Annotated in this window: 11 protein-coding genes and 1 tRNA gene; 11 read left to right on the top strand and 1 reads right to left on the bottom strand. The window is 70.8% G+C overall.

Going from position 1 to position 13,368, the window contains the following annotated elements; all coding sequences use genetic code 11:
- The first annotated feature begins 48 nt into the window (after positions 1-48).
- The 6 genes from RM590_RS19065 to RM590_RS19090 all read left to right on the top strand — a co-directional run bounded on the left by RM590_RS19065 (position 49) and on the right by RM590_RS19090 (position 7,451).
- Positions 49-1,521, top strand: coding sequence for a pyridoxal phosphate-dependent decarboxylase family protein (locus RM590_RS19065; RefSeq protein WP_311705830.1), 1,473 nt, complete (start codon positions 49-51; stop codon positions 1,519-1,521).
- Positions 1,518-2,924 carry a lysine N(6)-hydroxylase/L-ornithine N(5)-oxygenase family protein gene (locus RM590_RS19070; RefSeq protein ID WP_311705831.1) on the top strand — a complete coding sequence of 469 codons (1,407 nt, stop codon included), beginning with the start codon at positions 1,518-1,520 and terminating at the stop codon, positions 2,922-2,924. Before RM590_RS19065 ends, RM590_RS19070 begins: the two co-directional genes overlap by 4 nt.
- A gap of 133 nt (positions 2,925-3,057) precedes the next feature.
- Positions 3,058-4,491, top strand: a complete 1,434-nt coding sequence (gene pyk / locus RM590_RS19075; protein WP_311705832.1) for a pyruvate kinase — start codon at positions 3,058-3,060, stop codon at positions 4,489-4,491.
- A gap of 161 nt (positions 4,492-4,652) precedes the next feature.
- Positions 4,653-5,780, top strand: a complete 1,128-nt coding sequence (locus RM590_RS19080; protein ID WP_311705833.1) for a Gfo/Idh/MocA family protein — start codon at positions 4,653-4,655, stop codon at positions 5,778-5,780.
- The gene (locus RM590_RS19085; RefSeq protein WP_311705834.1) at positions 5,777-6,712 is read left to right on the top strand and encodes a DUF6807 domain-containing protein; all 936 of its coding nucleotides are present in this window, start codon (positions 5,777-5,779) and stop codon (positions 6,710-6,712) included. The genes RM590_RS19080 and RM590_RS19085 overlap by 4 nt, the downstream gene beginning before the upstream one ends.
- A 4-nt stretch (positions 6,713-6,716) precedes the next feature.
- Complete coding sequence (locus RM590_RS19090; RefSeq protein ID WP_311705835.1) at positions 6,717-7,451, top strand: cupin domain-containing protein; 735 nt, start codon at positions 6,717-6,719, stop codon at positions 7,449-7,451.
- A gap of 108 nt (positions 7,452-7,559) precedes the next feature.
- Here RM590_RS19090 and RM590_RS19095 read toward each other — a convergent pair.
- A tRNA-Leu gene (locus RM590_RS19095) sits at positions 7,560-7,633 on the bottom strand.
- Positions 7,634-7,732: 99 nt separating this feature from the next.
- Here RM590_RS19095 and RM590_RS19100 point away from each other — a divergent pair.
- The 5 genes from RM590_RS19100 (at position 7,733) to RM590_RS19120 (ending at position 13,368) form a co-directional block, all read left to right on the top strand.
- Positions 7,733-8,395 (top strand): ANTAR domain-containing response regulator, encoded by a 663-nt coding sequence (locus tag RM590_RS19100; RefSeq protein ID WP_311705836.1) that lies wholly within the window; start codon positions 7,733-7,735, stop codon positions 8,393-8,395.
- A 309-nt stretch (positions 8,396-8,704) separates the two neighbouring features.
- The gene (locus tag RM590_RS19105) at positions 8,705-9,919 is read left to right on the top strand and encodes a branched-chain amino acid ABC transporter substrate-binding protein (RefSeq protein ID WP_311705837.1); all 1,215 of its coding nucleotides are present in this window, start codon (positions 8,705-8,707) and stop codon (positions 9,917-9,919) included.
- A gap of 94 nt (positions 9,920-10,013) precedes the next feature.
- A complete protein-coding gene (locus RM590_RS19110; protein WP_311705838.1) occupies positions 10,014-10,937 on the top strand; it encodes a branched-chain amino acid ABC transporter permease in 924 nt (307 codons plus the stop codon).
- The gene (locus tag RM590_RS19115) at positions 10,934-12,388 is read left to right on the top strand and encodes a branched-chain amino acid ABC transporter permease (RefSeq protein WP_311705839.1); all 1,455 of its coding nucleotides are present in this window, start codon (positions 10,934-10,936) and stop codon (positions 12,386-12,388) included. The genes RM590_RS19110 and RM590_RS19115 overlap by 4 nt, the downstream gene beginning before the upstream one ends.
- Positions 12,385-13,368, top strand: a complete 984-nt coding sequence (locus tag RM590_RS19120; RefSeq protein ID WP_311705840.1) for an ABC transporter ATP-binding protein — start codon at positions 12,385-12,387, stop codon at positions 13,366-13,368. Before RM590_RS19115 ends, RM590_RS19120 begins: the two co-directional genes overlap by 4 nt.

Here is a 13,368-nt window from a genome sequence, read left to right on the forward strand (position 1 = left end):
TCCCAGTCACGGCACCGCCACGCCGCCGCCACGCCTGAGAGGGAGCCCATGCCCGCGCCGCCCCTGCTGCCCGATCCCACCCTTCTCGCCGGCGGAGCCGCGGGCCCGCGCGCCCTGCGCCCCCTGCTGGACACCGTCCTCACCGCCCTCGCCGAGGGGGCCGCCGCCCGCTGCGGCCCGCTCCCGGCCGGCGGTCCCGAGGCCGTGACCCGCCGCCTCCTGGAGCGCTGCGGGCCCGCGCTCCCCGCGCACGGGACCGGCGCGCACGACGCCCTGCACTCCCTGGTCGGCGCCCTTGCCGAGGGCGCCGCCGACCCCGCCGACCCGCACTGCGCCGCCCATCTGCACTGCCCCCCGCTGGCCGTCGCCGCCGCGGCCGACCTCGCCGCCGCCGCCCTCAACCCGTCCCTGGACTCCTGGGACCAGGCCCCGGCCGCCTCCGCGCTGGAACGTCACCTCACCTCCGCGCTGGCCGAGCTGGTCCACCCGGAGGGCCCGGCCCCCGACGCACTGGTCACCAGCGGCGGCACCGAGGCCAACCTCCTCGGCCTGCTCCTCGCCCGCGAACGCCTCGGCCCCGCGCTGCGGATCATCTGCGGCGCCAACGCCCACCACAGCGTGCACCGCGCCGCCTGGCTCCTCGGCCTGCCCGCCCCCACCGTGCTGCCCACCCCGCGCGGGATCCTCGACCCGGCCGCCGTCGCCGACGCCCTGGCCGGCCTGGACGCCCTGCGCTGCACCACCGCGGCACCCGCCCCCGCCCTCGTCGTGGGCACCGCCGGCACCACCGACGCCGGTGCGATCGACCCGCTGCCCGCACTCGCCGACACCGTCGCCGCCCACCGCGACCACCGGCCCACCGCCCTGCACATCGACGCCGCCTACGGCGGCCCGCTCCTGTTCAGCGCCGCCCACCGCGCCAAGCTCACCGGCCTGGACCGCGCCGACAGCGTCACCCTCGACCTGCACAAGCTGGGCTGGCAGCCGGTCGCCGCCGGCCTGCTCACTGTTCCCGAGACCGCCACCCTCGCCCCGCTCGGCCAGCGCGCCGACTACCTCAACGCCGAGGACGACACCGAGGCCGGCCTGCCCGACCTCCTCGGCCGCTCGCCGCGCACCACCCGCCGCCCCGACATCCTCAAGATCGCCGTGACGTTACGCGCGCTCGGCACCACAGGGCTGGCCGCCCTCGTCGACGCCACCTGCGCCGCCGCCGCCGAACTGGCCGCGCTCATCGAGGCCGAGCCCCGGCTCTCCCTGCACTCCCGCCCCACCATCAGCACCGTTCTCTTCCGCCCCGCCGACGCCACCGACGAGGAGGTGGCCGACATCCGCCGCCGCCTGCTCACCGAGGGCCGCGCCGTCCTCGGCCGCGCCCGCGCCCGGGGCGCTGACGGCCGCGACACCCTGTGGCTCAAGGCCACCCTGCTCAACCCCCATGTCCAGCCCGGCGATCTCGCCGCCCTGCGCAAGCTCGTTCTCGACCTCAGTCCGCCCCGACCGAAGGGTGACCAGCCGTGACCCACGCCGAGCCCAGCCGTCCCCTCGACCTCGCCGGCATCGGCATCGGCCCCGCCAACCTCTCCCTCGCCGCCCTCGCCCACCCGCTGCCCGGCCTGGCCACCGCCTGGTACGAGCGACGCCCGGGCTTCCACTGGCATCCCGGGCTCCTCATCGAGGGCACCACGCTCCAAGTCCCGTTCCTCGCCGACCTCGTGACGCTTGTCGACCCCACCAGCGACTACAGCTTCCTCAACTACCTGCGCCATCAACAGCGCCTCTTTCCCTTCTACTTCGCCGAACGCTTCCACAGCCCCCGCGCCGAGTACGACGCGTACTGCCGCTGGGTCAGCGAACGCCTCCCCGGCCTGCACTTCCACCACCACGTCGAGGCCATCCGCTGGAACGCCGAACACGCCGTCTTCGACATCGACTTCACCCGTCTCGACGAGGACGGCGAGGCGACGGGGGTCGGCCGGGCCCACGCCCGCAACCTCGTTCTCGGCATCGGCACCGAGCCGCACATCCCCGAGGCACTGCGCCCGCTCACCGAGACCGCCACCGCGCCCGTCGTCCACTCCGCCGACTACCTCGACCACCGCGAACGCCTGCTGGCCGCCGACCACATCACCGTCATCGGCTCCGGCCAGTCCGGCGCCGAGATCTTCCTCGACCTGCTGCGCGCCCGCCCGGTCGGCGCCGAGCGGCTGGCCTGGCTGACCCGCTCCCCGGCGTTCGCCCCCATGGAATACAGCAAGCTCGGCCTGGAGCACTTCACCCCCGACTACACCCGCTACTTCCACGCCCTGGCCGAGCCGGTCCGCGACGAACTCCTCGCGAAGCAGTGGCAGTTGTACAAGGCCATCGACCACGGCACGCTCGCCGCCATCCACGACGAGCTCTACCGCCGCAGCCTCGGCGGCGCGTGGCCGGACGCCGTCCTCACCCCCGGCGTCACCGTGCGCACCGCGGGCCGCATGGGCACCCACCAGTTCGAGCTGCACCTCGACCACGCCGAACAGGGCGGCCGCTCCCGGCTGAACACCGGCGCCCTCGTGCTGGCCACCGGCTACCGCGAACGCCCCCTGGACCCGCTGCTCACCGCGCTGGACCCCGTCATCCGGCGGGACGAGTCCGGCCGCCCCCGGGTGGACGCCCACTACCGCCTGGACCTCGCCCCCGCCGTCAGCGGGACCGTCTACGTCCAGAACGCCGAGCGCCACACGCACGGCATCGGCGCCCCCGACCTCGGCCTGGTGGCGCACCGCAGCGCCACCATCCTCAACTCCCTCACCGGTGAGGAGCGCTACCCGCTTCCGGAGCGCACGGCATTCACCACGTTCGGTCTCCGTCCCACCGGAGCGCGCGCGGTGGTGGAACAACGTTTCGTCACGGAAGAGGTCGGGCACATTACCTCTCGATAAGGCGGCGCTTAAAAAGCTCAAAAGAGCGGTTACCCGCTCATTTTGAAAGTTGTCGGGCTCTCGTTAAATCCCGGCCGTTGAGTAGTTACTTCCAGATAGCTCTCTACTGGCTGGTAACTCATATGGTTGGCCCATGCGCCGAGCCAAAATCGTCTGCACACTTGGGCCTGCCACTGACTCATATGAGCGCATCGTCGCGCTCGTCGAGGCGGGAGTGGACGTAGCCCGTCTCAACCTCAGCCACGGCGCCCACCGCGAGCACGAACTCCGGTACCAGCGCGTGCGCCGTGCCGCGCAGGAAAAGGGCCGCAGCATCGGAATTCTGGCCGACCTCCAGGGACCCAAGATCCGGCTCGGCGCCTTCCGCGAGGGCCCGGTTCTCCTGGAGGACGGGGACGAATTCACCATTACCACCGAAGATGTCACCGGCGACCAGAACCACTGCGGGACCACCTATGCCGGACTCGCCGCCGATGTCGCCCCCGGTGAACGCATCCTCGTCGACGACGGCCGCGTCGCGCTCGAAGTCATCGCCGTGGACGGCCCGCGCGTGCGCACCCGCGTCATCGAGGGCGGGCTCGTCTCCGACCACAAGGGCCTGAATCTCCCGGGCGTCTCCGTCTCGGTGCCCGCCCTGTCCACCAAGGACATCGACGACCTGCGCTGGGCCCTGCGCACCGGCGTGGACATCATCGCGCTGTCCTTCGTGCGCAGCGGCGACGACATCAAGGACGTGCACCGCGTGATGGCGGAGGAGGGCCGCTTTCTCCCCGTCATCGCCAAGATCGAGAAGCCGCAGGCCGAGGAGAACCTCCAGGACATCGTCGACGCCTTCGACGGCATCATGGTCGCCCGCGGCGACCTGGGCGTGGAGGTCCCGCTCGAAGCGGTCCCGCTGGTGCAGAAGCGGGCCGTCAAGCTGGCCAAGCGCAACGCCAAGCCCGTCATCGTGGCCACCCAGATGCTGGACTCGATGATCGAGTCCTCCCGGCCCACCCGCGCCGAGGCGTCCGACGTCGCCAACGCCGTGATGGACGGCACCGACGCGGTGATGCTCTCCGGCGAGACCAGCGTCGGCCGGTACCCGATCGAGACCGTCCGCACCATGAGCCGGATCGTCGCCGCCGCCGAGGACGAGCTGCTGGCCCGGGGCCTGTCCCCGCTGGCCGAGGGCAGCAAGCCCCGCACCCAGGGCGGCGCGGTGGCCCGGGCCGCCGCCGAGATCGGCGACTTCCTGAACGCCAAGCTGCTGGTGGCCTTCACACAGAGCGGCGACACCGCGCGCCGGCTCTCCCGGTACCGCTCGCCGATCCCGGTGGTCGCGTTCACCCCCGACCCGGCCACGCACGCCCAGCTCACCCTCACCTGGGGCGTCGAGACGTATCTCGTGCCCACCGTGCGGACCACCGACGAGATGGTGGCGCAGATGGACGAGCAGTTGCTGCGCATCGGCCGTTGCAACAAGGGCGAGATCGTGGTGATGACCGCGGGTTCGCCGCCCGCGACCCCCGGCACCACCAATCTCGTGCGCGTGCACCACGTCGGCGAGGACGACTCCCCGAGCTGACGTCTTCCGTGACCAGGGCGTCGCGCGGGCCGGGTGGCCCGCACGGCGCCTCTTGTCATGTCGTGCCCCGCGTGGTTGGCTGAAGCCGCTTTCGCTGAAAGCGCTTACTACACACGTCACCCAGCACAGCACACGTCACCCAGCCAGGAGTCGCACACCACATGGCTGAATCCCGCATCCGCGCCGCCGTCGTCGGCACCGGTGCCATCGTCAGCGGCGGCCATCTCTCCGCGCTCGCCGCCCACGCCGCCGAGGTGGAACTCGTCGCGGCCGTCGACATCGACCCCGGCCGCCTCGCCGCCTTCCACGAGCTGGCCCGGGCCGCCGACGGCGTCGGTGACCCCACCGGCTACACCGACCTCGCCACCATGCTCGACTCCGAGCGCCCCGACCTCGTTCTCATCGGCACCCCGCCCTCCCTCCACCGCGAGCAGGCCCTCGCCGCGCTGCGCGCCGGCGCGTGGGTGTGGTGCGAGAAGCCGCTGTGCCTGTCGCTGGCCGAGTTCGACGAGATCGCCGCCGCCGAGCGGGAGGGCGGCCCCTACGCCGCCGTCGTCGCCCAGCACCGTTACGGCTCCGGCACCGTTCACGCCCGCGCGCTCCTGGACTCCGGCGAGCTGGGCGAGCCCCGCGTGGCGCACTGCCAGACCACCTGGTACCGGGACACCGCCTACTACGCCGTCCCCTGGCGCGGCCGGTGGGCCACCGAGGGCGGCGGCCCCACCATGGGCCACGGCATTCACCAGACCGACCTGCTGCTCCACCTCCTCGGCGACTGGACCGAGATCCGCGCCATGGCCGCCCGCCTCGTGCACGACGTCGAGAGCGAGGACGTCTCCACCGCGCTGGTCCGCTTCGTGAACGGAGCCGTGGCCACGGTCGTCAACAGCGTGCTGTCCCCGGACGAGGTCAGCCGCATCCGCATCGACTGCGCCGAGGCGACCGTCGAGCTGACCCACCTCTACGGCCACCGCAACGACGACTGGGTCTACACCGCGCGCCCGGGCTTGGACGACGACGCGCGCGTCACGCGCTGGCGCACCCCGGCCGCCGACGAGCCCAGCTCGCACGCCGCCCAACTCGCCGGTGTGCTCGCCGCGATACGCGCCGGCACCCGGCCGCCGGGCAGCGGCGCCGACGCCCGCCGCACCCTTGAGTTCAACGCCGCCCTCTACAAGGCCGCCTTCACCGGCCGCCCCGTGCACGCCGGGGAGATCACCGAGGGCGACCCCTATTACTCCGCCATGCACGGCAACCACCCCGACTGGGCTCCGAAGGAGGAGCAGTGACCGCTCGGCTCACCGTCGTCCACACCCACGGCGAACGCATCGCCGTCACCGCCGGCACCACCGAGATCCTGTCCTACGTCTACCGACCCGACCCCGAGCCCTTCGAGTCCCGCAAGCCCTACGCCCATCCGCTGCGCACCCTCTCCGGCAACGTCGTCACCGGCTACCGCCCGAACGACCACCGCTGGCACAAGGGCCTCCAGATGACGGCCAGTCACCTGTCCGAGCAGAACTTCTGGGGCGGCAACTCCTATATCCACGGCCAGGGTTATCAGCGCATCCCAGAACGCGTCGGCTCGATGCGGCACGACGGCTTCCCCCGGCTCGACGCCGGCGACGACCGCGTCGAGATCACCGAGGACCTGACCTGGATCAACAACGGCGGCCAGGAGTGGGCACGTGAAGAGCGCACCCTCACGCTCCACTCGGCCGAGCCCGACGAGGGCGCCTGGGCCCTGGACTGGACGATCCACCTCACCAACACCCGTGGCGAACCACTGCACTTCGGCAGCCCCACCACCGCCGGCCGCGAGATGGCCGGCTACACCGGCCTCCAGTGGCGCGGTCCCCGCGACTTCACCGGCGGCACGGTGATCACCCCGGGCGGCGCCAGCACGGACCAGGAGACGATGGGCACCCCGGCCGCCGACGCGCCCTGGGCCGGCATCGTCGCCGAACACGACGACAACGACGCCCACTCGACCCTCCTGTTCGCGCACGCCCCCGAGAACAGCGGCGAATCGGCCATCCACCCCTCGCACTGGTTCGTCCGGTCCGAGCCGATCCCGACCATCGCGTTCTCCTGGGCGTTCTTCGAGGAGTTCGAACTCGCCCCGGGTGAGTCGTTCTTCTACCGCTACCGCGTCGTCGTCGCCGACGGTGCCTGGGACAGCGAACGCGCCGAGCAGTACCTCAAGAACCACGGCTGGTGACCCCATGGACAACCCCCTGCCCGGCGCCGTCGGGCTCTCCCACATCAGCGCCTACGACTGGCCGGCCGCCGACGGCGTCCGGGGCGGCAGCCCGCACATGCACCTGGCCTGCGCCGAGGCGTACGTCGTCACCGCGGGAGAGGGGGCCGTCCAGACCCTCACCCCCGACGGCTACACCGAGACACCCCTCCACCCGGGCGCCGTGGCCTGGTTCACCCCCGGCACTGTGCACCGCATGATCAACGGCGACGGCGCGCTGCGCATCACCGTGCTCATGCAGAACAGCGGCCTGCCGGAGGCCGGCGACGCCGTCTTCACCTTCCCCGCCGAGATCCTGGCCGACCCCGACCGGTACGCCGAGGCCGCGGCCCTCCCCGCCAAGGAGGGCCCGGCGGCCGACGCCGCCGCGCACCGGCGGCGGGATCTCGCCGTCGAGGGCTACCTCGTCCTGCGGGAGGCGCTCAGCCAGGGTGATCCCGAACCGCTGCGCGACTTCCACCGCGCCGCGGCCCGCCTGGTGGCCCCCCGCGTCGCCGCCTGGCGCGACCGCTGGCGCCAGGGCGCCCTGGCAGCGGCCCAGGCCACCGGCGCGGTGCTGGACGCCCTGGAGAAGGCCGACCCGGCGCACCTGTGGCAGGCGAGGGTGACCAGTACCGGCCCCACCCGGGAGGCGGGTTACGGCATGTGCGGCCGCCGCCAGGAGTACGAGGTCCCCGGCGCGACGCTGCCCCAGCAGTGACGTGACGAACAACGGCCCCGCGGTACGCCGCGGGGCCCTGCCGGATGCGCTCACCTCAACGCGTGACAATCGGGCGTCGAGACGGCAACCTTTGAATTGAAGGCGGAGTGCCCCGGGTGGGATTCGAACCCACACTTAATACCTTTTGAGGGTATCGCCTCTACCGGTTGGGCTACCGGAGCTCCTGCATTCCGAAGGCGAGTTTAACCCCTCGGTGCCTCAAAGATACCGCAGATAGGTACTCTCGTGGGTGCCCCATCTGGCAGGAAACGAGGAGCATCGTGAGCACCCCCGACGTCCCTGATGAGCCCATCGCCGAGGCGGCGGAGGCCGCTCATGTCCCGCCGAACACCACCCGCGTCGTCATCGCCGAGGACGAGGCCCTCATCCGGCTCGACCTGAAAGAGATGCTGGAGGAGGAGGGGTACACCGTCGTCGGCGAGGCGGGCGACGGGGAGCGGGCCGTGGAGCTCGCCCGGGAGCTGCGCCCCGACCTGGTGATCCTCGATGTCAAGATGCCCGTCATGGACGGCATCTCCGCCGCCGAGAAGATCGCCGGGGAGAGCATCGCGCCGGTGCTCATGCTGACGGCCTTCTCGCAGCGCGACCTGGTCGAGCGGGCCCGGGACGCCGGGGCCATGGCCTACCTGGTGAAGCCGTTCAGCAAGAGCGACGTGGTTCCGGCCATCGAGATCGCCGTCTCCCGGTTCAACGAGCTCAGGACGCTCTCCAAGGAGGTCGCCGACCTCGCGCAGCGGCTGGAGACCCGCAAGCTGGTGGACCGGGCCAAGAGCGTTCTCCAGACCCAGTACGGGCTCACCGAGCCCGCCGCCTTCCGGTGGATCCAGAAGACCTCGATGGACCGCCGGCTGTCCATGCACCAGGTCGCGGAAGCCGTGATCCAGGACGCGGAGGAGAAGCGGCAGAAGCAGCAGCAGAAGTAGGCGGAATCTGTCGTAACTGCAAAGGTTTCCCACTGGAGTTAACTGTCTGTTAATTCGCCCCAAAAGCGGTCAGAGCGCGCCCGGGACCCCGTCCCGGGCGCGTTCTTCTTGCCTGGAAATTCGCCGGTCCGGGTTGAGTGGATCTTGGTGGGATCGTCCGCTCACCGGTCACGCGTGTTCTGTTTCCGGCATGTGCCGCAGGTCACGAGGCGATCACATCTGTCGCGACGGTGTGTTCGTGAAGCTTGCGTGGCAATAGATTCCGCTGCACGCCGCACCGGTGTGCCGTATGCACATGGGAGCTGTGCGGTGACGACATCACTGGGTTCGCTCCAGGGGGTTTTCGAAGTGCTCAACAAGTCCATCGTGAGGCTCGCGATACCCGTCGCCCTCGGCGCGCTCGTGCTCACCGCTTGCGGTAGTGACGACGAAGGCGGCGACGGCTCCGGGGGCGGTACCACTTACAAGATCGCTTACCAGGGTCCGCTGTCCGGCGACAACGTCGCGCTCGGCGAGAATATGCAAAACGGCATCCAGTTGGCCATCAAGGAGGCCAACGAGAGCGGCGATTACGACTTCACCATTGAGTACGTCGCGGCGGACGACCAGGGGTCGGAGACCCAGGCCACCGCGGCGGCGCAGAGCGCCATCGACGACCAGGACGTGGTCGCGGTGATCGGCCCGGCGTTCTCGGGCCCGGCCAACGTGGCCGCGCCGCTGTACGCCCAGGCCGGGATGCCGGCGGTGTCCTCCTCGGCGACCGACCCGTCGCTGACCGAGGGCGGCAAGTTCGCCACGTTCCTGCGCGCGGTGCCCAACGACAACGCCCAGGGCCTGGCCATGGCGGACTTCCTGGCCGCCCAGGACGGCGTCGAGAGCGTCATGGTGATCGACGACGTCACGCCGTACGGCGAGGGCCTGTCCGAGGTGGCCAAGGCGGAGCTGGAGGCCGCCGGGCTGGAGGTGCTCAGCGAGAGCGTGCCCGCGGACACGGTCGACTACGGCGGTGCCGCCAACACGGTGGTGGACTCCGGTGCGGACGCGCTCATCTACGCGGGTTACTACCAGGCGCTGGCGCCCTTCGCGACGCGGCTGAGCGAGGCCGGCTTCGACGGCATCGGGATCTCGGGCGACGGCTCGAACGACGACGAGCTGATCAACCTGGCCGGTGACGCGGTCGAGGGCTGGTACCTGACCTGCCCGTGCACCGACGCCAGCGAGGACGAGGCCACCGCGGCGTTCGCGGAGACCTACGAGAGCGAGTACGGCAACGCGCCGGGCACCTACTCGGCCGAGTCCTACGACGTGGCCAACATGATCATCGACGCCATCGCCGGGCTCGGCGGGGACGTCAGCCGCGAGTCGCTCTACCAGGCGCTGGCCGGGGGCGAGTACGAGGGCCTGACCAAGACGTTCTCCTTCGACGAGAACGGTGAGTTCACCAACACCGCCATCTTCATGTACCAGGTCGAGGGCGACGCGCGCACCTACCTCGGCGGTATCGAGGAGCTGGTCGGCGGCTGAGGCCGACGTTCGCCGGCGGCGGGCGGGGCGCGATCCGCCCCGCGCCGCCGGCCGGTCAGCCCCTTGCCGCCCGTCCCCACAAGGAAGTCAGTCCATGTCCCTTTCCGATATCTGGGACGTAGTTGTCCTGGGTGTGGTGCTCGGCTCGTTGTACGCCGTCATCGCCATTGGTTACACGCTTGTCTACGGTGTTCTCCAGCTCCTGAACTTCGCGCACAGCGAGGTGTTCATGGCCGGGGGATTCGGGGGCGTCATCGCCCTGACCATCTTCGAACCGGCCGCCGATCCGTCCGGCATGCAGTCGGTGCTCTATGTTCTGCTGGGTATTCTCGGCGGCGCCGCACTGGGCGGTTTGGTCGCCTTTGGTCTGGAGAAGGCGGCATATCTACCGCTTCGCAGGCGCAACGCGCCACGGCTGGTCTTTCTGATCACGGCGATCGGCGCGTCATTCTTTCTCTACAACCTGGCGGGCAAGCTGTTCGGGCGTTATCCGCTGCCGATGCCGACGATGTACGAGAACAAGCGGGTCTTCGAGATCTTCGGGGCCTCGGTCAGCGTGACGCAGCTCCTGATCCTGGGTACCGCGGTGGCGATGCTGCTGACGGTGGATTTCGTGGTGAACCGCACCAAGCTGGGTTCGGGTATCCGCGCGGTGGCGCAGGACCCCGAGGTGGCCTCGCTGATGGGCGTGAACATCGACAAGGTGGTGTCGCGGACCTTCGTGCTGGGCGGCCTGATGGGCGGCGTGGCCGGATTCCTGTTCGGCACCAACCTCCAGGTCGAGTTCACCATGGGCTTCCTGCCGGGCATCACGGCGTTCGCGGCGGCGGTGCTCGGCGGCATCGGCAACGTGCGCGGCGCGATGCTGGGCGGACTGACGCTGGGCGTGGTCGAGTCGTTCACGGTGGAAATCTGGGGTGACGCCTGGCGGTACGTGGGCGGCTTCACCGTCCTGGTGCTGGTGCTCATGTTCCGGCCGACCGGCATTCTCGGCGAGCGCGTGGGGAGGACGGCATGAGCGCGGCGCAGGTATCCGTCCGCAAGCCGCCCTCCGCGGCGCGGCTGCGGCAGAAGGCGTGGTACCAGCAGCCGCGGTGGCGCAGGCTGCTGGCGCTGCTGGTCACCGCGGTGGTGATGGCGCAGGTCACCGGCGTGCAGGGCGAGCGCGGCGACCTCTTCTACGCGCTGGAGGAGAACTTCTCCGGTGGCGCGCTGTGGGGCTGGCTGGGGCTGGCCGCCGGGATCTGGCTGATACGCGAGTTCGCGCACGAGCTGATCGGCCGGTACACCTCCCGCGTCAAGGAGGAAGCGGTCCGGCCCGTGTCGCAACGCGCGGACATCCTGCCGGCGAACGGCTTCACGGTGGGGTCGACGCTGGTGTGGCTGCCCGCGGTGCTGGGCAAGCTGGTGCGGCTGGCCGCCGAGGCACTGCGCCTGCACCGGTGGCTGCGCGGCACGTCGACGCTGGCGCTGCTGGGCTTCCTCATCGTGCTGCCGCTGATGGTGTCGACGTTCTGGCAGCAGGTGCTGGTCGACCAGATCGGCATGTTCGTGCTGGTGGCCATCGGTCTGAACGTGGTCGTCGGCTGGGCCGGGATGCTCGACCTGGGCTTCATCGCGTTCTTCGCGATCGGGGCGTACAGCGCGGCGTTCTGGACCGGCGGGCTGCCGGTGGAGCCGCCGGTGGAGCTGAACAACTTCCTGGTGATCCCGGTGGCGGTGCTCACCTGTCTCATCGCGGGCGTGCTGCTGGGCGCGCCGACGCTGCGGCTGCGCGGCGACTACCTGGCGATCGTGACGCTCGGCTTCCACGAGATCGTGTACCTGACGGCGAAGAACTGGACGGAGTTCACGGGCGGCCCGCGCGGTGCGCAGTCCGACCGGTTCTCGGTGGATCTCGGGTTCTGGTCGTACGAGTGGGGACTTGATCCGCAGCCCTACTACTGGCTGCAACTGGGCTTTGTGGTCGTGGTGTTGGTGCTGTTCATGCGACTTGAACACTCGCGTGTCGGCCGGGCCTGGACCGCGATCCGCGAGGACGAGGTCGCGGCGGCGGCGACGGGCGTGGACACCGTCCGGTTCAAGCTGCTGGCGTTCGCGATCGGCGCCTCCACCTCCGGCATCGCGGGCGTGATCTACGCGAGCAAGCTCGGGTTCATCAACTCCGAGATGTTCGTGGTGCTGCTGTCGGTGCTGGCGCTGTCCTATGTGGTGTTCGGCGGTATGGGGTCCCTCCCGGGCGTGCTGCTGGGCACGGCGATGCTGGTGTGGCTGCCCGAGTATCTGCGGGACACCGTGGACGCCCAGGACCGCTATATGTACCTGGGTGGCCTGCTGGTGGTCATGATGATCTACCGGCCGCAGGGGCTGCTGCCGTCGCGGCGCCGGCAACGGGAGCTGCGGATGGCCGAGGAGGGCTCCGGGCACGCCGATGCCCTGGGCGCGCAGCCGGGAGGTGCGCAGGGATGACGACCGAGATGCGCGAGGAGGCCGCGCTGACGAAGCAGGCCGCCGGCGATGTGCTGGAGGCGTCCGGGGTGACGCTGCGGTTCGGCGGTCTGACGAGCCTGGACGGCGTGGCGCTGCGGATGGCGCGGGGCGAGATCCTGGCGGTCATCGGCCCGAACGGCGCGGGGAAGACCTCGCTGTTCAACTCGCTGACCGGCGCGTATGTGCCGCAGGAGGGAAGCATCACGTTCCGGCCGCGCGCGGGCGGCGAGTTCGAGCTGCGCGGGCGGAAGCCGCACAAGGCCAGCCGGCTCGGCGTGGCGCGGACGTTCCAGAACATCCGGCTGTTCGGCGCGCTGACCGTGCTGGAGAACGTGAAGATCGCGGTGGAGACCCGGCAGAAGACGGATCCCATCTCGATCATGCTCGGGCTGCCGAACGCGCGGCGCGACGAGCGGGAGAGCGACCGGCAGGCGCACGAGGTGCTGTCGTTCGTCGGGCTTGGGCACCGGCTGAACGAGCTGGCGTCGTCGCTGAGTTACGGCGAGCAGCGGCGGCTGGAGATCGCGCGGGCGCTGGCCACCAAGCCGGAACTGCTGCTGCTGGACGAGCCGGCCGCGGGCACCAACCCCACGGAGAAGCGGGACCTGGAGACGCTGATCCGGCGGATCAACCGGGACCTGTCCGTCAGCGTGCTGCTGATCGAGCACGACATGCGGCTGGTGATGTCGGTGGCCGACCGGGTGGTCGTGCTGAACTTCGGCCGGAAGATCGCCGAGGGCACGCCGGCCGAGGTGCAGCAGGACCCGGCCGTCATCGAGGCGTATCTGGGCGCCGCGGCGGAGGAGGACCGGGCCGTGGTCGCGGGCGTGGTGGCCGAACAGGCCGAGGCCGCGGAGGCCGAAGCCGCGGAGGCGGAGGCGCGAGAGGCCGAGGAGGCCGGCGCGGCCGGGGAGCCCGGAGACGGGGCCGTTGAGTCGGACGAGGAGGACCGGGCGTGA

This window comes from Streptomyces litchfieldiae (assembly GCF_031845365.1).
In the GTDB taxonomy this organism is placed as follows: domain Bacteria; phylum Actinomycetota; class Actinomycetes; order Streptomycetales; family Streptomycetaceae; genus Streptomyces; species Streptomyces litchfieldiae.